The organism is Deinococcus ficus (assembly GCF_003444775.1).
Classification (GTDB): Bacteria; Deinococcota; Deinococci; order Deinococcales; family Deinococcaceae; genus Deinococcus; species Deinococcus ficus.
In genome coordinates this window covers 2,761,976-2,781,107 of sequence record NZ_CP021081.1, presented here as the reverse complement: position 1 = coordinate 2,781,107, position 19,132 = coordinate 2,761,976, and the positions used below count along the sequence as shown (strand labels likewise).

21 protein-coding genes are annotated in these 19,132 nt (G+C 71.9%); 5 read left to right on the top strand and 16 right to left on the bottom strand.

What is annotated here, in order from left to right; translation table 11 throughout:
- Positions 1-247: 247 nt before the first annotated feature.
- The gene (locus tag DFI_RS13585) at positions 248-445 is read left to right on the top strand and encodes a hypothetical protein (RefSeq protein WP_043779608.1); all 198 of its coding nucleotides are present in this window, start codon (positions 248-250) and stop codon (positions 443-445) included.
- Here the strand turns inward: DFI_RS13585 and DFI_RS20960 are convergent.
- Together DFI_RS20960 and DFI_RS13575 are read right to left on the bottom strand one after the other, a co-directional pair.
- Positions 436-1,536 carry an alpha/beta hydrolase gene (locus tag DFI_RS20960; RefSeq protein ID WP_027464209.1) on the bottom strand — a complete coding sequence of 367 codons (1,101 nt, stop codon included), beginning with the start codon at positions 1,534-1,536 and terminating at the stop codon, positions 436-438. The two genes, DFI_RS13585 and DFI_RS20960, sit on opposite strands and share 10 nt — an antisense overlap.
- Complete coding sequence (locus DFI_RS13575; RefSeq protein ID WP_027464210.1) at positions 1,536-2,456, bottom strand: magnesium transporter CorA family protein; 921 nt, start codon at positions 2,454-2,456, stop codon at positions 1,536-1,538. Before DFI_RS13575 ends, DFI_RS20960 begins: the two co-directional genes overlap by 1 nt.
- Before the next feature lie 81 nt (positions 2,457-2,537).
- On the opposite strand from DFI_RS13575, the gene crcB reads away from it, so the two are divergent.
- Positions 2,538-2,891: a fluoride efflux transporter CrcB gene (gene crcB, locus DFI_RS13570; RefSeq protein ID WP_043779624.1), complete on the top strand. Its 354-nt coding sequence runs from the start codon at positions 2,538-2,540 to the stop codon at positions 2,889-2,891.
- Complete coding sequence (xseA, locus tag DFI_RS13565) at positions 2,888-4,141, top strand: exodeoxyribonuclease VII large subunit (protein ID WP_027464212.1); 1,254 nt, start codon at positions 2,888-2,890, stop codon at positions 4,139-4,141. Before crcB ends, xseA begins: the two co-directional genes overlap by 4 nt.
- Positions 4,142-4,272: 131 nt before the next feature.
- Here xseA and DFI_RS13560 read toward each other — a convergent pair whose 3' ends face one another.
- The 7 genes from DFI_RS13560 to DFI_RS13530 form a co-directional block, all read right to left on the bottom strand.
- Positions 4,273-4,782 carry a hypothetical protein gene (locus DFI_RS13560; RefSeq protein WP_027464213.1) on the bottom strand — a complete coding sequence of 170 codons (510 nt, stop codon included), beginning with the start codon at positions 4,780-4,782 and terminating at the stop codon, positions 4,273-4,275.
- A 32-nt stretch (positions 4,783-4,814) separates the two neighbouring features.
- Positions 4,815-5,285 (bottom strand): hypothetical protein, encoded by a 471-nt coding sequence (locus DFI_RS13555; RefSeq protein WP_027464214.1) that lies wholly within the window; start codon positions 5,283-5,285, stop codon positions 4,815-4,817.
- Between the two features lie 48 nt (positions 5,286-5,333).
- Positions 5,334-6,191 carry a sulfurtransferase gene (locus DFI_RS13550; protein WP_027464215.1) on the bottom strand — a complete coding sequence of 286 codons (858 nt, stop codon included), beginning with the start codon at positions 6,189-6,191 and terminating at the stop codon, positions 5,334-5,336.
- A 101-nt stretch (positions 6,192-6,292) separates the two neighbouring features.
- On the bottom strand, positions 6,293-6,823 hold the full coding sequence (locus DFI_RS13545; protein WP_027464216.1) for a macro domain-containing protein: 531 nt from the start codon (positions 6,821-6,823) through the stop codon (positions 6,293-6,295).
- Positions 6,824-6,898: 75 nt separating this feature from the next.
- Positions 6,899-7,624, bottom strand: coding sequence for a guanylate kinase (gmk, locus tag DFI_RS13540; protein WP_027464217.1), 726 nt, complete (start codon positions 7,622-7,624; stop codon positions 6,899-6,901).
- 100 nt (positions 7,625-7,724) lie between these two features.
- Positions 7,725-9,692: a transketolase gene (gene tkt, locus DFI_RS13535; protein ID WP_162145443.1), complete on the bottom strand. Its 1,968-nt coding sequence runs from the start codon at positions 9,690-9,692 to the stop codon at positions 7,725-7,727.
- Positions 9,693-9,727: 35 nt separating this feature from the next.
- A complete protein-coding gene (locus DFI_RS13530; RefSeq protein WP_051308292.1) occupies positions 9,728-10,159 on the bottom strand; it encodes a GntR family transcriptional regulator in 432 nt (143 codons plus the stop codon).
- Between the two features lie 363 nt (positions 10,160-10,522).
- On the opposite strand from DFI_RS13530, the gene DFI_RS13525 reads away from it, so the two are divergent.
- Positions 10,523-11,452 carry a GNAT family N-acetyltransferase gene (locus tag DFI_RS13525; protein ID WP_027464219.1) on the top strand — a complete coding sequence of 310 codons (930 nt, stop codon included), beginning with the start codon at positions 10,523-10,525 and terminating at the stop codon, positions 11,450-11,452.
- On the opposite strand, the gene DFI_RS13520 is transcribed toward DFI_RS13525, so the two are convergent.
- The 6 genes from DFI_RS13520 to DFI_RS13495 are packed head-to-tail and all read right to left on the bottom strand — an operon-like array spanning position 11,449 to position 16,011.
- Positions 11,449-11,904 (bottom strand): hypothetical protein, encoded by a 456-nt coding sequence (locus tag DFI_RS13520; RefSeq protein ID WP_162899080.1) that lies wholly within the window; start codon positions 11,902-11,904, stop codon positions 11,449-11,451. The genes DFI_RS13525 and DFI_RS13520 overlap by 4 nt on opposite strands.
- On the bottom strand, positions 11,901-13,130 hold the full coding sequence (locus DFI_RS13515; RefSeq protein WP_051308294.1) for a DUF1501 domain-containing protein: 1,230 nt from the start codon (positions 13,128-13,130) through the stop codon (positions 11,901-11,903). The genes DFI_RS13520 and DFI_RS13515 overlap by 4 nt, the downstream gene beginning before the upstream one ends.
- 20 nt (positions 13,131-13,150) lie before the next feature.
- Entirely contained in the window at positions 13,151-14,416 is a 1,266-nt protein-coding gene (locus tag DFI_RS13510) for a DUF1800 domain-containing protein (RefSeq protein WP_027464222.1), read from the bottom strand.
- 7 nt (positions 14,417-14,423) lie between these two features.
- Positions 14,424-15,191, bottom strand: coding sequence for a transcriptional regulator (locus DFI_RS13505; RefSeq protein WP_081426017.1), 768 nt, complete (start codon positions 15,189-15,191; stop codon positions 14,424-14,426).
- A complete protein-coding gene (locus DFI_RS13500; protein WP_027464224.1) occupies positions 15,188-15,460 on the bottom strand; it encodes a hypothetical protein in 273 nt (90 codons plus the stop codon). The genes DFI_RS13505 and DFI_RS13500 overlap by 4 nt, the downstream gene beginning before the upstream one ends.
- Complete coding sequence (locus DFI_RS13495; protein WP_027464225.1) at positions 15,457-16,011, bottom strand: sigma-70 family RNA polymerase sigma factor; 555 nt, start codon at positions 16,009-16,011, stop codon at positions 15,457-15,459. Before DFI_RS13495 ends, DFI_RS13500 begins: the two co-directional genes overlap by 4 nt.
- Positions 16,012-16,076: 65 nt before the next feature.
- Here DFI_RS13495 and DFI_RS13490 point away from each other — a divergent pair, with 65 nt between their 5' ends.
- Entirely contained in the window at positions 16,077-16,739 is a 663-nt protein-coding gene (locus DFI_RS13490; protein WP_022800789.1) for a metal-dependent transcriptional regulator, read from the top strand.
- A gap of 68 nt (positions 16,740-16,807) precedes the next feature.
- Here DFI_RS13490 and DFI_RS13485 read toward each other — a convergent pair whose 3' ends face one another.
- Positions 16,808-19,126 (bottom strand): DUF937 domain-containing protein, encoded by a 2,319-nt coding sequence (locus tag DFI_RS13485; protein ID WP_027464226.1) that lies wholly within the window; start codon positions 19,124-19,126, stop codon positions 16,808-16,810.
- Positions 19,127-19,132 lie beyond the last annotated feature (6 nt).

Here is a 19,132-nt window from a genome sequence, read left to right as displayed (position 1 = left end):
CACAGACCCTGTGGATAACTCTGTGGATAACTGTGGGCCTGTGGGAGCCTTGGGTATGGCGCCCAGCAGGGGTGGGCATACCCCGAAATTGGTGTTGTGGCGACCAGCCATCGTCCAGGCCGCCTGACCTGTCCAGGCAGCTGACGGGAGGCGTCTGCTCAGGTCAGGGTCCTGTCAGAGCCGGGCGGCATACTTTAAGGAACATAAAACCTGTTCTCACTCACTTCTCAGTTTCCTGGAGATGCCCATGACCGACCAGCCTGCCCTGACCCGCACCGCGTTCGATCCCGCTGACCTGATCCGTGGCGAGCACGGCGACCTGTACCACCTGCCCACCCTGCGCGCCCTGCACGCCCGCGGCCAGCTCGGCCTGCACACCGAGGGCTACCTGCTGCTCCAGGTCCACGACGCGCAGCGTCACCCCGCGCGCCGCGCCTACGCCTGACCGCCCGGCGGGAGGCCCCCCAGCCACCACGCCAGGAACTCCGGCAGCCGCGCCGCCCAGGCCGCCTCGTCGTGCCAGTGCCCTTCCCCCACCTGGAAGCGCACCTCGCGCACGGCGGGGCGCAGCTGTTCCGCCAGGGCCCTCACCTCCCGCACCAGCCGCTGCGAGTCCTCCAGGCTGGCCCCCTCGTGGTCACCCTGGTCCACCCACACCCGCATGCCCGGCGCTGTCCGGCCCGGCAGCCAGCGCAGCAGCGCGTGGTCGTCCGGCCACACCGACGGACTCATCACCCCCAGCGTCCCGAAGACTCCCGGGTGCCGCAGCCCGCCGTACAGCGTCACCACCCCACCGAACGACGACCCCAGCATCGCCCGGCGCTCCGCGGGCAGCGGCCCGTACCGCCGCTCCAGTTCGGCCAGCAGCGGTCCCGTCAGCCAGTCCAGGTACTCGTCCGCACCGGGCTGAAAGCTGTTCATGGGAATCGGGAACGGCATGTAACGCCGCACGCGGGCGCCGTCCACGCTGAGGCCCACCAGCAGGGAGGGGCGGCCGGCGTCCGCGAGGGCCTGCGCGGCGTCGGCCGCCTGCCAGCTCGCCCCAGCGAAACTCGGACCCTCGTCGAACACGTTCTGCCCGTCATGCAGGATCAGGCGCGGCAGTCCGGCCGGGCTCAGGCCCTCCGGCCACCACACCCGCACCGGCTGCTCGCCCCACGGCGCGGCCAGCGTCCACTCCTCCCGCGGCGGGCGCGCGCGGCCCGGCCGGCCCGCGCCCTGACCGTCCTGCCAGCCGCGCAGGCGCAGCGCGGCCACCTGGTCGTCGGCGCCCACCACCACCTTGTGCGCCGGGGCGCGGCCGCCCCAGGCGTCCCCCTCCTCGACGCTGCGCCCGTCCGGCCGCTGCACCCGGACCTTCACGTCCAGCAGCGCGCCCGCCGGAAAGAAGGCGCTCAGCGTGATCCGGCCGTCCCGGACCCGGAAGGTCCAGCCCGAGGGGTCGTCCGCCCAGCCGCGGAAACTGCCGGTCAGGAACAGCGTGCCGGCCGGCGTGCCCGGCGGCAGGGCCGGAACGTGGAACGTCACGGTGGGCATCACCACCACCCCCGGCGCTTGAAGTACGCGGCCAGGGCCGCGCCCACTGCTATGAACGACAGCCACGCGAAGGCGTACCCCCACGGCTGCCTCAGTTCCGGCATGTGCTCGAAGTTCATGCCCCACACCCCCGCCAGGAAGGTCAGCGGCAGGAACACCACACTGACTGCCGTCAGGGTGCGCATCACCTCGTTCATCCGCTGCGACTGCAGGCTCAGGTGAAGGTCCAGCAGGCTGGTCAGCGCCTCCCGCAGACTCTCGAAGCGGCTGGCGGCCCGCGTGAAACTGTCCTGCACATCCCGGTAACGCACCAGGTCCGCTGCCGAACCCTCCGCGTGCCGGCCCAGCAGCGCCGACGCCTCCCGCGCGTCCGTCGCGAGGCGCCGCGCCTGACCGATCAGGTACTTCAGGTCGAAGACCGCCCCCACCGGGTTCTCGCGCTCCGCCCGGAACACCCGCTCCTCCAGGGCGTCCACCTCGGCCTCCAGGGTGTCGGCCACCGTGAAGAAGGTGTCGGCCGTGTGGTCCAGCAGTTCGTACGTGACCTCCGCGGCGCTGTTCACCGACTCCCGCCCATTCACCAGCGGCCACACGTGCCGCAGCGCCAGCGTGCCCCGCATGCTCACCGTCAGGACCGCTTCCGGGAACACGAACACGCTCAGGCGCTCCGTGAACTCCTCGGTCGTCTCCGGCCGCGCGAAACTCCGCACCGTGATGAACGCGTGCTCCGGGTACTGCTCCGCACGCGACCAGTGCCCCACCTCCATCACGTCCTCCAGCGCCAGCCGGTTGAGCGCAAAGACCGCCCGGACCGGCGCGAGGTCCTCCGCGGTGATGCCCTGCACGTCCACCCACACGCCCCGCGTCTCCCCGCCCCATTCGAACTCCTGACCATCACTGAGGCGGCGGGCGCGGATCATGCCGCCCATCCTACGGCGCACTATCCTGAACGAGATGACCGACGGCCGCACAGGAGACGCGTGAACGCCTGGGGGTGGGTGATGCTGGGCGGCGCGCTGGGCGCCGCTGCGCGCCACGGCACGCAGCTGGCCCTGACCCCCCTGGTCACCCGGGCCGGGTTTCCCCTGGCGGTCCTGCTGATCAACGTCCTGGGCTCGTTCCTGCTGGGCCTCACCCTCCCCCTGGTCGCCCGCGGCACCTGGCCGGAAGCCGCCCGGCTGGCCTTCGGGACCGGCTTCCTCGGGGCATTCACCACCTTCTCCACCTTCAGCGCCGACACCGACGCCCTACTCACCCGCGGCCGGGCCGACCTGGCCGCGCTGAACACCATCCTCAGCGTCGGCCTGGGCGTCCTGGCGGCCGTGCTGGGCCGCACCCTCGGAACCCGGCTGTGACCCGGCGCAAGGGCACTGGCCCGCCCCGCCGCAAAGCCGCGGAACCCACCCGCCCCCCCGAACAGTTCCTGGAACTCGCCGAGGTGCTCAGCTACGTCTCCCAGGTCATCGCCCGGGGCGTGCCCGGCGGCGTGTGGGTTCGCGCCGAGATCGCCAGCCTCACCGACCGCCGCCACCTGTACCTCGACCTCGTGCAACTTGAGGACGGCGTGGAGGTCGCCAAGACCCGCGCCACCCTCTGGGCCCGCGAACGCTTCAGCCTGGAAGGCAAGTTCCGCCGCGCCACCGGCGGCACCCTCACCGCCGGCCTCAAGGTCCTGCTGTTCTGCACCGCCGAATTCCACCCGCAGTACGGCTTCTCCCTCAACATCCTGGACGTCGCCCCCGAATTCACCCTCGGCGACGCCGCCCTGAAACTCGAGGCGCTGCGCGAGACCCTGCTCCGAGAGGGCTTGTACGGCCTGGGCCGCCTGCACGCCCCCCCCACCGACTACCACCGCATCGCCGTGATCAGCCCCGAGGGCGCCGCCGGCCTGGGCGACTTCCGCCGCGAGACCGACCCCCTGGAACACGCCGGGCTGCTCGCCCCCCTGTACCTCCAGGCCACCTTCCAGGGCCGAGAGGCCGCCGCCAGCCTGGGCCGCGCCATCCAGGCGGCCCGCACCGAGCACGACCAGATGCCCCTGGACGCCCTGGTCGTCATCCGCGGCGGCGGGGCCGTCACCGACCTCGCCTGGCTGAACGACCTCGACATCGCCCGCGCCCTGGCCACCTTCCCCGCCCCCGTCATCACCGGCCTCGGCCACGCCCGCGACGACACCCTCCTCGACGAGGTCGCCTTCACCCGCACCGACACGCCCAGCAAGGCCGCCGCCCTGATCACCCGCACCGTCATCCAGGCCGCCGCGCAGGCCCAGGAGGACGCCCGCGCCATCCGCCACGCCGGCACGCAGGCCCTCGTCACCGCCGACGCCGAAACCCGCAGGACCCTGGACCGCGCCCTGAGCGCCGCCCGCCGCACCACCGACGCCGCCCACGCCAGCACCGACGCCCTGATGCGCCAGGCCCTCGGCCTCACCCCCACCCGCACCCTCGCCCGCGGATACGCCCTCGTCCGCGACGAACACGGCCAACCCCTCACCCGCGCCGCCCACACCCACCCCGGCCAGACCCTCACCCTGGAATGGCAGGACGGCACGGTCACCGCCCAGGTGAAGGAACGGCCGGAATCCGTGAACCCCGGGCCATAGTGTTGTGCGGCCACAAGGCTGGAGCGTGATGATGTAGGCCACAGCCTGGAAGCGCCGGGCAGGAAAAGAGACAAGGCGACCGCCACCTCGCGCGTACGGCGGGGTGGCGGTTCAAGGGGTCGCTCCTGCGTTTACTGCCGGGTCAGGGTGCAGGTGCCGGCATCCGACAGCAGGCGGCGTGCCGCGGCCTCGGTGGTAAGCTGTTCAAGCTGCGCTTCGAACGCCTTCACCTTGTCCAGCGTGTCGTGCACCAGGAACCCGTCGGCGGAACGCCAGGCGCGGGAGTCCGGGTACGCGATGCAGTAGGTTTTCATGCTGTTCGAAGTGCCTGCCACGGACTCGAAGGAACTCTGCACGCTGATCACGTAGTCCCCGCCCTGATCGACGATCACTTCGCCCAGCGCCAGGGACAGCGCTGACGTTCCCTCCAGTGCACTCGACCCGGTGCTCATGAACCGGTACGCCCATTCACCGTCCTCGTACTTTCCTTCGGTGCGCAGCGGGTAGGTCTGACTGACCTTGACCCCTGCTTTCGTGGTGCCGTCCATCCGCAGGGTTTCCCCCACCTTGAAGGGCGGCTGGGGGGGCGTCACCGAGCAGGACGCGAGGAGGAGAAGCGGCAGGAACAGGAGTTTTTTCATAGGTTCCACCTTGGAGAGCGATGGGCGGAGGCTTACTTGCGGGTGATCATGCAGTCGCCGGCCGTCTTGCTCAGCTCGAAGCGCAGGTCGTTGACGTTCATGCCACTGATCCGTTTCCAGAAGGCGTCGTAGTCCGCGCGCGTCTCCCGGATCAGGAAGCCGTTGGCCTGCTTCCAGCCGGGTCCGCCGGGGTAGGCGTAGCACCCGACGATCATGTCCGTCTTCCCGTCGGCGCTCTCGAAATAATCCTTGGCGTAAACGTAGTCCTGGCTGGATTTGGCGACAAGGAGCGCGCTGTCGGTACTGCTGCCGTCGGCGTCGTACTGCCAGTAGTTGTCCTCAAATTTCCCGTTGTCGCGCAGCACGGCCGTGAAGTTCGTGTTCACTCCATCCTTGGTCCGGCCGGACACGATGAAGGCATCCCCGGCTTTGAAGGGGGCAGTGGGGCCTGACATGGAGCAGGAGGCGAGGAGCAGCGTGGGCAGGAGCAGAAGCTTCTTCATGCCCTTCAGCCTACGCTCATCTTTTTCTCAAGTCATGCGGAAATGTGCCTAGGCCGTTTCTCCGGTCTGGACGGGGCGGGCGTCGTCGCTGACCCAATCGCTCCATGAGCCGGCGTACAGACGGTTGTCCGGCCCGAGGGGCACACCGGCCAGCTCCCGCGCAAGGAGGTTCGGGGTGGCGCTCACACCGCTGCCGCAGTAGGCGATGGTAGGGGCGTCCCCGGCGGCCAGTCGCTCAGCCTGTTCCGGGCCGGGGCGGTAGGTGCCGTCAGGGTGCAGCGCCGCGCTGAAGGGCCGGTTGACCGCGCCGGGGATGTGCCCGGCCTTGCGGTCCAGGGGTTCCGTGTCGCCGCGGTAGCGTTCCGGGGCGCGTGCGTCAATCAGGAGGGTGCCGGGGGGGCGGGTGGCGACGTCCTGCGTGGTGGCGACCATGCCGGGCTGCACGTCCGGGGTGAAGGTGGTGGGGACGGGGGCGGGGTCGTCGGTGCTGACGGGCCCGCCGGCGGCAAGGTAGGCGGGCCAGCCGCCGTCGAGGACGAACACGTCGCGGTGGCCGAGCCAGCGCAGCAGCCACCACGCCCGTGAGGCGTAGAAGCCCTGGCCGGTGCTGGGATCGTCGTAGCAGACGACCACGCTGTCGTTGCGGATGCCCGCTTGGCCCAGCCACGCGGCCAGGGCTTCCGGGTCGGGGAGGGGGTGGCGGCCTCCGGCCCCGCCGGGCTGCACGGGGCCGCTCAGGTCGGTTTCCAGGTCGGCGTACACGGCGCCCGGCACGTGGCCCGAGAGGTACGCGATGCGGCCCACCAGCGGGTCGCTCAGGGCGTAGCGGCAGTCCAGGACGCGCAGTTGCGGGTCGTTCAGGTGCTCGGTGAGCCACGCGGCGCTTTTCAGGGGGGAGGGGGGCATGCCGCAGGGTACACGGCCGGGCGCCCGGGCAGGCAATAAAAAACGCGCCACCTGGGCGCTGATAGGGAAAAAGATAGCGCAGTATTCACGCCGCGTCAAGGCTATGCGCCGGCTTCCCGCTCCAGGCGGGCCAGCGTCCGCTGCACCACGTGCAGGCTGTCCGCGTCGTACAGGACGAACCTCACGTGCAGCGCCGGGTGAGCCTGGAGAAACCCCCGGATCTCCCGCAGGGCCACGTCCGCCGCGCGGTCCAGGGGGTAGCCGTACACGCCGGTGCTGATGGCTGGGAACGCCACGGACGTGCAGCCGTGCTCCACGGCCAGTTCCAGGCTGCGGCGGTACGCGCCGGCCAGCAGCGCCGCCTCCCCGGCCTGCCCGCCCCGCCAGACCGGGCCGACCGCATGAATCACGTGCTGCACGCCCTGCCCGGTCAGATTGAAGGCGGGGGTGATCACGGCCGTGCCGGTCGGGGTGCCGCCGATCGCGCGGATGGCGCGCAGCAGGTCCGGGCCGGCGGCGCGGTGAATCACGCCGTCCACCCCGCCCCCACCCATCAGTTCCTTGTTGGCGGCCGTGACGACCGCGCAGGTGATCTGCGCGGCGATGTCCCCCTGCACGAGTTCCAGCGGCATGCCCGCAGCTTAACGGCCGGGCGTGGTTGGCGGCCCCGGCCGGCCTTCATGCGGCGTTGCGCCCGCAAGCCTGGGTCAGCTGTTGACGACGCGCTCCAGGTCGTCGGTGCTGAGGTGGTCGCTGCGCACGTCCGCCACGCGGGCCAGCACGGCGCGGTCGTCCCCGGTCCAGGTGTCGCGGGGGCGGCCCATGACGCGCTCGGCGGCCTGCACGTCCAGCAGTTCACGCACGGCGCGCTCCAGGTCGTCGTTCACGACCACGTATCGGAAGGCGTGCGCGTGCATGATCTCCTCGCGGGCGCGCGCCAGGCGCTTCTCGATGCGTTCGGGCGTCTCGGTGGCGCGGCCCTCCAGGCGGCGGCGCAGCTCGGTGAGGCTGGGCGGCATGATGAACACCAGCACGGCCTCCTCGCCCATCCGGTCGCGGACCTGCATGGCGCCCTCCACCTCAATTTCCAGGATCACGTCCTGCCCGCGGGCGAGGGCCGCCTCGATCGGTTCGATCGGCGTGCCGTAGTGGTTCCCGACGAAACTGGCGTGCTCCAGGAAGCCGCCCTGGCTGACCTTCTCCTCGAAGCGTTCGGGGCTCACGAACACGTAGTCCACGCCGTCCCGCTCGCCGGGGCGCGGGGGACGGGTGGTCCAGGAGGTGCTGTAGAACACGTCCTGGTTCTTGAGCCACTGCTCGCGCAGGGTGCCCTTGCCCACCCCGGACGCCCCGGTCATCACGATCAGCAGGCCCCGCTGCGGCGGGGCGTCGGGGGCGGGGCGGGGGGGATGGGCGGGGTCCGGCGCGTGCATATCCTGCCCACGATACCCGCCCCGCGTGAGATGGGGGAAGAGGCGGGCATGTGGTGAAGGCCGCCCGGCCGTGCTGGCGGGCGGCCTCCGGAACGCGGGGTTAGAGCAGGCCCTTCACGGTCCGCACGACGTTCTCCACGCTGAAGCCGAACTTCTCGAACAGGACCTTGGCGGGGGCGGAGGCGCCGAAGGTGCTCATGCCGATCACGGCGCTGCCGGACCCGGTCCACTCGTACCAGGGCTGAGGGCTGCCGGCCTCGATGGCGACGCGTTTCACGCCGGGCGTGAGCACGCTGTCGCGGTAGCTGGCGTCCTGCTCCCGGAAGACTTCCATGCAGGGCATGCTGACCACGCGCGCCCCGATGCCCTCGCCGCTCAGGGCGTCGGCGGCGTCCATGGCGAGCGCGACCTCGGAGCCGCTGGCGATCAGGATCACCTGCGCGTTCTCGGCGTCCTTGACGACGTACGCGCCCTTCTTCACGCCGGCGTGGTTGCGCGGCAGGATCGGCAGGTCCTGGCGGGACAGGGCCAGCGCGGTGGGGCCCTTGTCGTATTCCAGCGCCATCTGCCACGCGGCGGCGGTTTCGTTCGCGTCGGCGGGGCGGATCACGTGGGCGCCCGGCACGGCGCGCAGCATGGCGAGCTGATCGATGGGCTGGTGGGTGGGGCCGTCCTCGCCCAGGCCGATGCTGTCGTGCGTGAGGACGTACGTGACCGGCTGGAACTGCAGCGCCGAGAGGCGGAAGGCGGGCTTGAGGTAGTCGGCGAACACCAGGAAGGTGCCGACCAGGGGCCGCAGGCCGCCGTACAGCGACAGGCCGTTCCCGGCGGCACTCATGCCGAACTCCCGCACGCCGAACAGCACGTTGCGTCCGGCCATGTTGCCGGCCTGCATCTCGCCGCCGTCCTTGATGGTGGTCTTGGTGCTGCCGCTCAGGTCGGCGCTGCCGCCCATCAGGCCGGGCACGACCTTCGCCAGGGCGTTGATGACCTCGCCGCTGGCGTTGCGGGTGGCCATGGCCTTGCCGCCCACCTCGTAGCTGGGCAGCACCTCCGAGAGATTGGCGGGCAGGTCGCGGGCCAGCAGGGCGTCCACTTCCTGACCCAGTTCCGGGTGGGCCGCGCGGTAGGCGTCCATCAGGGCGTTCCAGTCGGCTTCGAGTTTCGCGCCGCGTTCGGTGGCGTCCATGTGGGCCTTCACCTCGTCCGGCACGGTGAAGGGAGGCAGGTCCCAGCCCAGGGCGCGTTTGGTCTCGGCGACGCCCTCGTCACCCAGGGGTTCGCCGTGGGCCTTGCTGGTGCCGGCGCGGGGGCTGCCGAACCCGATCACGGTGCGCACCTGGATCAGGGTGGGCCGGTCGCTGCCCTGCGCGTCCCGGATCGCGGCGCGGATCTCGTCGAGGTTGTTGCCGTCCTGGACTTTCAGGACGTTCCAGCCGTACGCGCGGAAACGCTGGGCGGTGTCCTCGGACTCGGCCTTCTCGGTGGGGGTGTCCAGCTGGATCTGGTTGTCGTCGTGCAGCCAGATCAGCTTGTTCAGCCGCAGGTGCCCGGCCAGCGCGGCGGACTCGTGGTTGATGCCTTCCTGCAGGTCGCCGTCGCCCAGGATTGCGTAGGTGTGGTTGTTAAAGATGGGGAAGCCGTCGCGGTTGTAGCGGGCGGCGAGGTGCGCCTCGGCCATCGCCATGCCGACCGTCATGGCCGCGCCCTGCCCGAGGGGGCCGGTGGTGGCGTCCAGGCCGGGCGTGTGGAAGAACTCGGGGTGGCCGGGGGTCTTGCTGCCCCACTGCCGGAAGTTTTTCAGGTCCTCCAGGGGCATGTCGTACCCGGTGAGGTGCAGCAGGCTGTAGATCAGCATGCTGGCGTGCCCGGCGGAGAGCACGAAGCGGTCCCGGCCGGCCCACTCCGGGTGCCCCGGGTTGAAGCGCAGGAAGTCCTGCCACAGCGCGTAGGCCATGGGGGCGGCGCCCAGGGGGGCGCCGGGGTGGCCGCTGTTGGCGGCCTGCACGCCGTCGATGGACAGGGTGCGGATGGTGTTCACACTCAGTTGCGCCACGTCACTTTGCATGCCTGACATGCTACCCCGAAGCGCGTTAGTGTGGTTCATACACTTAAAGCGCGGGTGGCCTCCGGCTCGCCTTCCAGTTCGTCCAGCACGCGCCGCGCGTCGTCCAGCTTCAGGCCCGCCGCCCGCAGTTCCTGCACCAGCGCCCGGAAGGCCCGCAGCGCCTCCTGCTGTCCCAGCTGGCCCGCCCAGGCCCCGGCGGCCACGCTGGTGCCCGCCCCGGCCCGGTTCTCGGTCAGGCCCTGGCGGGCCAGGGCGGCGTACGCCTTGGCCACGGTGTTCGGCGCCAGCTTCAGCGCTGAGGCCACCGCCCGCACGGTGGGCAGCGCGTCGCCGGGGCGCAGGACTCCGGCGCTCAGGGCGCCCTGCACGGCCTCCTGAAGCCGCACGTAGGTGGGCGCGGCGCCGGGCGTGCTCAGGTGCGTGCGCATGCGGTCCAGCAGGGCGCTCTCGCGGTCGGGGGCAGTCATGGAATCACGATTCCTGCCGGGCCGGGGGGCTGTCAAGCGGGACACACGCGTCCCCCGCCTCACTCGCTACGGAGGGGCGGGGGCGCGGTCTTCTGCGGGTTCGGAGCGGTTGGGGGCTCCACGTCCGGGCAGGTGAACAAGCGCACTCACGGCACTTCCATTCCGGTAAGAACAGAATACGCCCCGTGCGTAATTCTGTCAAGGCTTCTGTGAATGTGCGCCACCTCTGAATTGCATCCTCGGCCCCCATGCACGCCCAGTCACGCGGGAAGCCTGCCGGGCCCGCTTGCATATGCACCGCCTCCGCCATCTGGCCTACGGCGCAAATTCGCTCTCGGGCCTCCACTGCCCGACCATGCAGGCATGGCCCACCCCTTCACCCTGCGCCCCTTCCAGAACGCCGACGCCGCAGCCGTCGCCAACCTCCACACCCGCAGCACCCGCGGCCTGTGGACCTACGCCGCCGACCACTTCCGGGAAAACCCCGACCCGCAGCGCCGGCACCTCGTCGCCCTGAACGGCATCGGAGAGGTCACGGCCACCGCCAGCCTGCACCCCTTCGGGGACAGCGCCCCGGACGCCCTGCGCCTGAACCTCGCCGGAGACGGCGCGGCCTTCACGCCCCTGTACCTGGCCCTGCTGGCCGACCTGCCCACCGGCTTCACGCGGCTGCTGGGCGTCACCCGCGAGGACTTCACCGAACAGACGCAGCTCTTCCAGTCGGCCGGGTTCCGGAACGCCTGGCAGTCCTGGGGCGCCCACCTGGACCTGAGCACCTTCGACTTCGCGGCCTTCCAGCCGCTGGAAGAACGCCTGTACCTGCAGGGCTACGAGGTGGAGCGCTGGCCGAGTGACGCCCCGGACGCCGAGTGGGCCGCGCTGTACGCCCTGCAACGGCAGGGAGAACGCGACATCCCCTCCAACCCCACCACCACGGCCGCCCCCCTGACGCGTGAGGCCATGCAGGCCGTGATGACGCGCGAGGAGGCTGTGTTCGTCGTCCGTTTCCGGGGTGAACTGGTCGCCCTGACCCGCCTGACCCTGCCGGATGGCCGGCCCCTCCAGAAGGCGCGGGAGGTGTCCAGCGACCTGACCACCACCCACCCCGCTCACCGCGGCCGGGGGCTCGCCACGCTGGTAAAGGCCCGCGCGCTTGCCTGGGCCCAGGACAGCGGGTACACGCGCGCCGGCACGGGCGGCACCGTCCTGAACCTGCCCATGCTGCGCGTGAACACCTGCCTGGGTTACCGCACCGAACCCATGTGGATCACCTGGGAACGCCGGCTGCGCTAGGGCTTTTTCACCTTCGGCGCGTACTGGGCCACGCCGCCCGCCGCGGTGAAGGCCTTCTCCAGCTCCGCGACCGGTTTGCCGGGTTTGCTGGCCGGATCGCCCGGCAGCGTCCGGGCGTACACCTCCAGCGCGTCCGCGTACCCGTCCCCGTCGGCGTCCTGCATGAGCTTCAGGCGGTCATACAGCACGGCCGGAAACTTGTTCTTCCGCACGGCGGCGGCGTCCGCCCGGAACTGCTGCTGCAGCGCCTGCCCGAACGCGTTCCAGGGTGCCCCACCGGACTCCTTCACGTGGCAGTACGCGCACGACATGACCTTCCGGTCGTACTCCCACAGCGGGTTGCCCTGGTCGTAGTGAAACTGCTGGATGGCGGTCAGGCGGAAGCCCGGCAGGGCCAGCGCCGCGCCCGCCCCGGCCAGGGCCAGCAGCGCCAGGGCCGCGCGCGGCCTCACGCCACCCACCGCGGCCCCGTGAACTCGCTGCCCAGAATCTCGCGGGCGTTGAGGCCCAGCCAACGTTCCAGCGCCTCGGCGTACACCCCGCGGAAGTCCTGCCGGTAGATGATGTCCCCGTCCGACAGGGTCTCCAGGTCCGGACTGCTGCCGTGCACGCCGCCCCTGACCCCTTCGCCCAGCGCGAACATCACGCTGCCCTTGCCGTGGTCCGTGCCGGCACTGTCGTTCTCCGCGACGCGGCGCCCGAACTCGGAAAAGCCCATCACGATCACGCGGTCCGCCAGGCCCTGCGCCTTCAGGTCGGCGTGGAAGGCGCTCAGGCCGCCGGCCAGGGTGCCCAGCAGCTCGTCCTGCTCGGCGCGCTGCCCGGCGTGCGTGTCGAAGCCCCCCAGCGACACGTAAATCACGCGCTGCCCGATGCCGGCCGCGATCAGCCGCGCCGCGTCCCGCAGCTGCGTGGCGAACCGCCCCTCCGGGTAGGTGGCCCCGGCGCGGTACTTCTTCACGTTTTCCTGCACGCGCGCCGTGTTGCGCATCATCTGCCGGGTCGCCTGCGACAGGTACGCCGCCTCGCCCTGCCTCGGGGCGGCCAGCAGCGCGTCGAAGGCGCCCTCCAGCCCGGCGGGCAGTTTCACCTGGAAGCCGTTCACACTGTCGATGCTGGGCAGCGCGAAGCGCGCCGTGCGGACCGCCTGCGGCCCGGTCGCGCCCAGGTTGCTGGCGCAGAAGGGGTCCCCGATCTTCTCCGCCATGCGCCCGATCCAGCCGTCCCGCTGCGCCTGCGTGGGGTCCGCGGTGTGCCAGATCGCCATGCTCGCAAAGTGCGACCGGTTCGGGTTGGGGTACCCCACGTTCTCCATCCAGGCGAGGTGCCCGGCGTCCCACAGCCCCATCAGGGGCCGCAGCGCCGGGTGCATGCCCAGGTCGGCGGTCACGCCCAGCACGTCCTTCCTGGGAATGGCGATGTTCGGGCGGGCCGCGTAGTACGCGCCGTTCGTGAACGGCACCAGGGTGTTCAGGCCGTCGTTGCCGCCAGTCAGCTGCACGACCACCAGGGTCTTCGCGCCGCCCTGCACCTGCGCCTGCGCGGCCGCGCGGGCCAGGAAGCCGGGCATGCCGCTCGTCGCGGCGAGCGCCAGCGCGGACAGTTTCAGGAAATCGCGGCGGGTGGTGCTGGTCGTCTCGGAACCGGCCGGGGCCGGGCTGTCCGTGGGGGTGGTCATGGGTTCTCCTCTGGCCCGGGTCAGGCGAGCTGGAATTCGGGGGCGATCAGGCCCAGGTACGTCCGCTGTTTCACGCTCAGCTTGCCCAGCCCGGCCAGCGCCGGGTCGCGCTCCCGGCCGGTCAGCACCAAGGCGTCCGGCACGTCCCGCAGCGGCGGGGCCGAGTTCGCCAGGGTCAGGGCGGCGGCCAGCTGCATGCGGGTCAGGAGCACGTTGTCGTTGATCCAGGCGCGCCCACCCGTCCAGCCCTCCACGGTGTCCGGCTGCAGCAGCAGCTGCCCCATGCGGCCCGCGGTCTGCGTGAGGTTCAGCACCTGCTTCGGGTCCAGCTTCGGCTGGCCCACCGCCCGCACCGCCGCGACCACGTACTCCACCGGGGAGCGGATGATCCGCTGCCGCGACGCGTAAAACACCTCGCTGCTCAGCAGTTCCTCCAGCACCGCCCGGACGTTCCCGTTCGTGCGGCGGAATGTCTCGGCGCTGCCCTGCACGGCCGTCTCGTCCGGCGCGTCCGCCACGAACGCCCGGTGCAGCTTGCGGCTCACGAACACGGCCGTGGCCGGGTGCGTCGCCGCGATGCGCACGACGTCCTCCGGACGGAAGTTCCCGCTCTGCCCCAGGTACGTCTTGCGGCCCGCGTCGTGCTGCCGCTCCTGGAACACGAACTGCGGCTCTTCCAGGTACCGCTGGTTGCCGCGGCCCCCGGTGAAGGTCCAGCCACTCAGTGCCCGGGCGCCCTCCCGGACGTCTTCCTCGGTGTAATGGCCGATGCCGGTGGTGAACAGTTCCAGCAGTTCCCGGCTGAAGTTCTCGTTCGGTTTGCCCCTGCGGTTCAGGTCGTTGTCCAGGTACCGCAGCATGGCCGGCGAGCGCGACACGTCCAGCGCGAACGCCGTGAAGTCCGTGGTCGCCGCGTGCCGGCGCAGCACGCCCAGGTACCCCTGCAGGCTGGGGTGGTTGCGGACCGTGTCGGTGCCCACCACGAAATGGTTGCTCCAGGTCAGCGTCAGCTTCTCCCGCAGCGGAAAGTCGCCGTACAGCAGTTCAAACAGCCACGCGCCGCGGGTGAGTTGCAGCATCGCGCCGGGCGTGGCGCCGCTCGCCGGGTCAAAGGGGTTGCCGGCCTTCATGGCCGGGCCGAAGGCCAGGGCGTCACGGGCCGCCGCCCGGGCGGACTGGCCGGTCAGGGCGCGGAGCTGCGCCTCGTTGCCGCCGAACGCCGTGCGCCGCAGGAAGTGCGCGGCGTCCTCGGCGGTCAGGGGCCGGGTGTAGGGGGTCAGGGTCATGGGCACCTCAGGGATTAGAGGAGAGATCAGCGAAAAAAGTTCCCAGTTCGGCCGGGCGGACCTGCCGCACCCCGGAGAGCGCGGCCGTCAGGTCGGCGGCCGGGAGGTTCCCGGTCAGCCACACGAACGCCGCCCCCACCCGCCGGGACGCCACGCCCGGCGCGGCCTGCACGTCCCGCGCGGCGGTGACCAGGGCCAGGGTGTTCAGCCCGTCCGAGAACGTCACCTCCCAGCGGTTCCCGGCCGGCCGCAGCGCCACCGGCGTGAACCCCGGCGGGAGCCGCAGGCCCGGCAGGGCGCGGGCCACGGTCGCCCCCAGGCCCCGGGGCACCGCCGGCACCTTCACGGCGGCCTTCACCGGGGACGGGTTCACCTTCGTGAACAGTGCCCGGCGGGCCACCGCGCCGTCCGCGCCGCGTTCCTCGAAGGCCAGCGGCAGGTTCCACGCCTGATCCACCCACACCACCCAGCGGGCCGCACTTCCCGCCTTCGGGGTCAGGTCATACCGGGTCGCGGTCCGACCTACCTGGAGCTCCGGGCCGACACGCACCACATTAAAGTTGCGGGCCAGCAGCGCCGGCCGCACCGGCAGGGTGGGCAGACGGTTCGCCGCGCGGGTCGGGGGGGTGCGCGGCGGGAAGTTCACCGTGACCTGCGCCACACCTCGCACCTCCCGCGCGCGCGCCTGCGCCAGCACGCTCAGCAGGTCGTCCAGGTCCGCCGCCCCGGCGCCCGGCGCCAGCAGCAGCCCCAGCAGCCCCAGCGCCCGCCTCACCAGCCGTCCCCCACCGCACTCTCGTACGCGGCGTAGGCGGCGCTGCTGGGCAGGACCGGCGCGGGCTTCAGGACCGCCACGCCGGTCAGCACCGCCGCCGAGGCGAGCAGCGCCGACACCCACCCCGCCCGCACGTGCCGGGCGTGCCCCTGCCGCGCCCGGTGCGCGGCCAGCACCCGGTCGGCCGCGCCGTCCGCGTCCCCGCCGGGTTCCCGCACCTGCGTGAAGAGGGCGTCCAGGTCGGCGTCAGTCCAGTCATGCTTGTTCACGGTTTCACTCCTGCACCGCTCAGCCACGCCCGCAGGGCGGCGCGCCCCCGGTTGATGCGGCTTTTCACGGTGCCCAGTTCCGCCCCGGTCAGGACGGCGATCTCGGCGTACTCCAGGCCCCCCAGTTCCCGCAGCGTGACCGCCTCCCGCTGATCGGCAGGCAACGCAGCCAGCGCGGCGTGCAGGGCGTCCCGCAGCGCTGCCTGCTCCCCGGCCCGGACCGGGCTGTGCGGCGCGGCCGGCTCCGGCACGTCCCCGAACGGAAGAGTCTGCCGCGCGGCCAGCGCCTTGTGGCAGGCGTTCAGGGTGATGCGGTGCAGCCACGTGCTGAACTGCGCGTCCCCGCGGAAGCCCCGCAGGGCGCGGTGCACGGCGATGAACACCTCCTGCACCACGTCGTCCGCCGCGCCCGGGCCGACCATGCCGGCCGCCAGGCGGTGCACCGCGGGCGCGTGCCGCCTCACCAGCACCTCGAAGGCCCGCTCGTCCCGCGCGGCGCGCCGCGCGAGCTCCACGTCCGGCAGATGGCTGTGAGCGTCATTCAAGGTCACCTCATACCTTAGAGGTGACACGCCCCGGAAAAGTTCCGCGCCGCCCCGGCGCCTACACTGGACGCATGACCGCCCGGACCCTCACCCCCTCGGCCGAGGACTACCTCAAGCACCTGTACGTCCTGGGCCGCGCCGGGAAGGTCAGCACCCAGGCCCTCGCAGACGCGCTGGAAGTCGCCCCGGCCAGCGTGACCGGCATGCTGCGCAAACTCACCGAGCAGGGCCTCGTGTCGCACGCGCCGTACCAGGGCGCGCAGCTCACCGCCGAGGGGGAACAGGTCGCGCTGGAAGTCCTGCGCCACCACCGCCTGCTGGAACTGTTCCTGCACCGCGCGCTGGGCGTGCCGCTGGACGAGGTGCACGAGGAAGCCGAGCGCCTGGAACACGCCCTGAGCGAGAAACTTGAGGCCCGCATCGCCGCTTGGCTGGGCGACCCCACCCACGACCCGCACGGCGACCCGATCCCCGCCCTGGACGGCAGCGTCCCGCACCGCCCGGAACGGCGCCTCACGCAGCTCGCCCCGGGCGACACCGCCACCGTGGCGCGCGTGCCGGACGGCGACGCCGATCAGCTGCGCGCCCTGATGGCCGCCGACCTCACGCCCGGCTCCGCCCTGCGGGTGCTCAGCGTGGACACCGCCCTGGGGACCCTGACCCTGCAGATCGGCGGGCACCCCCTGACCCTGTCCCTGCTCGTGGCCGGTCAGGTGCAGGTGCTTGCCCCCTGACCGGCCACACGGCATGAAACCGCCCCCGCACAGGCGGGGGCAAAACGTTGCGCGGAGAGAAAGTTACTTTACTGGTCGACGGTCAGGTTCACGGCGCTGAGCGGTTCAGCGGCCGCGTCCCCCAGGGGCCGCACCTCGTACGTGATGGTGCCGGCGCCGGGCTTGCTCTGGTAGCTCCAGCCGCAGGTGGCGTCCAGGGCGATGTCCTTCGTGCCGATGGTCCGGTCGCCGCGCTTCACGGTCACGGTGTACCCCTCGCCGCTGCCCTTCCCGCCGAAGCGGAAGGGTTCGCTCACGGTCTGCCCGTCGGTGATGCTCAGGCTGTACTCATCCGTGCAGCTCGCGGCGGTGGCCCCCGCCTCGGCCTCGCCGATGGTCGCGGAGACGCTGCCCAGCTCGGTGCCGTCCGGGCCCTGCACCGCGTAGGTGTGCGCGCCGGCGGCGGGGCTGGGCACGTCCAGGCTCCAGCTGCCGTCGTCCCCGACCGTCACGTTGCCCAGGCTGGTGCCGTCCTCCAGCACCTGCAGGGACTCGCCGGGCGTGCCGGTGCCGCGCAGGGTAAAGCCGCCGGCCGCCAGGGTCGCGTCGGCCGCCGGTTCGCTGATCGCGAAGGTGCCGGTGGCGGGGCTCGTCGCGGCAGTGTCCGTGCCCGTGGCCGCATCGGTGGAGGTATCGGCCCCCGTGGTGTCATCGGTGGTGGCCGCATCCCCGTCCGTGGGGGTATCCGCGCTGCCTTCCTCGGTGCTGTCCGTGGCGGCGTCACCGGTGCCGGTTCCGGTGTCCGCCGCGTCGTCCGTGACGTTCACCTTGAACTCGCTGCGGACGTTCTCCCCACCGATCACGCTGTAGGTGTGCTCGCCCACGGTCGGGGCGGGCAGCTCGGCACTCCAGTTGCCGCTGTCGTCCACGCTGGCCGTGGCGACCTCCTGGCCCTGGTCCTCGATGCGCAGGCTCGTACCGGCCGGGCCGGTGCCGCTCATGGTGAAGGGCTCGGGGGGCAGGTTCGCGTCGCTGGTGGGATTGGTGACCAGGATGCTGGCAGCCTGCTCGGTCGCGGCGGGCGTGGTGCCCTCGCTGGCCTCGTTGTTCTGCGGGCGCAGCAGCCAGCAGCCGCCCAGCAGCAGCAGGAGCAGCAGCGGAATCAGCCACCAGGGAATCCCGCCGCGTTTCGGCGTGACGGTGGTGGTACTCGTGGTGGCCGTCGCGACCGGGCGCGGGGCGGGCGTGGGCGCCACCGGGGTCACGGGGGTTTCCACGCGCGTGGGGGTGGCCGCCACCGTGGTGGTCGTGGCGGCCGGGGTGCCCAGCAGCGAGCTCAAACCGCTCATGCCCGCCGGCAATAGGCCCGGCAGCAGGGGCGCCAGGCCGCCCAGCAGGCCGCTCAGCCCGCCGGCCCCCAGGTTCGCGGCGCCCGCGCGGCTGCCCAGCACCGACAGCAGCAGCGGCGCCAGCAGCGAAAGCAGCCGGCTGGCATTGCTGCCGCTGCTGCCCAGCGCGCTGCCCAGGCGGCCCGTGAGTTCATCCACGTTCCCGAACAGGCTGCCCAGCAGCCCGCGGCCCTGACCCTCCACACGGGTGGTTTCGGCGTTGTTGTCCAGGAAACCCAGGTTCAGGTGACCGCCGCTGTCGGTCAGGCCGGTGAACCCACGGGCCATGGAGAGCACCTCGGAGGCGCCGGCCTCGGTGCGGCCGCGGGTGCTCAGGGCGCCCAGCAGCAGCGGCAGGGCGGCCATGGTGGCCCGCTGGCCGCCGCCCCCGAACCCGGCGGCACCGGCGATCCGGTCGGCATTCGCGCCACTGAACTCGGCCTTCAGCAGATCGAGCAGGCCGCCCGCCGTCAGGCCCGCCGCCCCGGTGACCGCGCCCAGCCCGGCAGAGGTCCCAACGGCCGCTGCGGACGGGGTGGCCTGCGTGCTACTCAGGTCCAGGGTCCCGAGGGTGCCCTTCACTTCGGTCAGGGCGGCGGCGCTCAGGCCGCGCTGCGCGAGGAAGCTCAGCAGCAGGGGCAGCGCCATGTTCAGCAGCTTCTGCAGGCTATCCGGGGAGGCGCTGCTCGCCTGACCGGTCACGGCGTTCAGGATGACGCCGCCGCGGCCGCCCAGCAGCGCAGGTGAGAGCAGTTCGCCGGCGCGTTCCAGGTTGCTGGCGCCGTCGGCGCTGTCCAGGGCGTCCTGCACGCTGCCGAAGGCCGGGAGGTTCTGCATCGCGTCCGCGATCTGCGCCTGCCCCTGGGGCGTGGCGGCGTGGTCGGCCAGGGCGTCCACCTGCATGGGCAGGGCCACGCTCAAGGCGCGCTGGGCGGCCTGGGCGTCCAGGCCGCTGGCGCGGGCGAGCGGCCCGGCGGCGGCCGCGCCGAAGTACGACTGCATGAGTTCCGTGATGTTCATTGACCC

Bases quoted from the DNA above. Each gene is read 5' to 3' on its own strand.
- gmk (WP_027464217.1), bottom strand. From the start codon at position 7,624: ATGCACGCGCCGGACCCCGCCCATCCCCCCCGCCCCGCCCCCGACGCC.
- DFI_RS13550 (WP_027464215.1), bottom strand. From the start codon at position 6,191: ATGCCCCCCTCCCCCCTGAAAAGCGCCGCGTGGCTCACCGAGCACCTG.
- crcB (WP_043779624.1), top strand. From the start codon at position 2,538: ATGCTGGGCGGCGCGCTGGGCGCCGCTGCGCGCCACGGCACGCAGCTG.
- DFI_RS13525 (WP_027464219.1), top strand. From the start codon at position 10,523: ATGGCCCACCCCTTCACCCTGCGCCCCTTCCAGAACGCCGACGCCGCA.
- DFI_RS13555 (WP_027464214.1), bottom strand. From the start codon at position 5,285: ATGAAGAAGCTTCTGCTCCTGCCCACGCTGCTCCTCGCCTCCTGCTCC.
- DFI_RS13585 (WP_043779608.1), top strand. From the start codon at position 248: ATGACCGACCAGCCTGCCCTGACCCGCACCGCGTTCGATCCCGCTGAC.
- DFI_RS20960 (WP_027464209.1), bottom strand. From the start codon at position 1,536: ATGCCCACCGTGACGTTCCACGTTCCGGCCCTGCCGCCGGGCACGCCG.
- DFI_RS13515 (WP_051308294.1), bottom strand. From the start codon at position 13,130: ATGACCACCCCCACGGACAGCCCGGCCCCGGCCGGTTCCGAGACGACC.
- DFI_RS13575 (WP_027464210.1), bottom strand. From the start codon at position 2,456: ATGATCCGCGCCCGCCGCCTCAGTGATGGTCAGGAGTTCGAATGGGGC.
- DFI_RS13545 (WP_027464216.1), bottom strand. From the start codon at position 6,823: ATGCCGCTGGAACTCGTGCAGGGGGACATCGCCGCGCAGATCACCTGC.
- DFI_RS13490 (WP_022800789.1), top strand. From the start codon at position 16,077: ATGACCGCCCGGACCCTCACCCCCTCGGCCGAGGACTACCTCAAGCAC.
- tkt (WP_162145443.1), bottom strand. From the start codon at position 9,692: ATGCAAAGTGACGTGGCGCAACTGAGTGTGAACACCATCCGCACCCTG.
- DFI_RS13560 (WP_027464213.1), bottom strand. From the start codon at position 4,782: ATGAAAAAACTCCTGTTCCTGCCGCTTCTCCTCCTCGCGTCCTGCTCG.
- DFI_RS13530 (WP_051308292.1), bottom strand. From the start codon at position 10,159: ATGACTGCCCCCGACCGCGAGAGCGCCCTGCTGGACCGCATGCGCACG.
- DFI_RS13510 (WP_027464222.1), bottom strand. From the start codon at position 14,416: ATGACCCTGACCCCCTACACCCGGCCCCTGACCGCCGAGGACGCCGCG.
- DFI_RS13485 (WP_027464226.1), bottom strand. From the start codon at position 19,126: ATGAACATCACGGAACTCATGCAGTCGTACTTCGGCGCGGCCGCCGCC.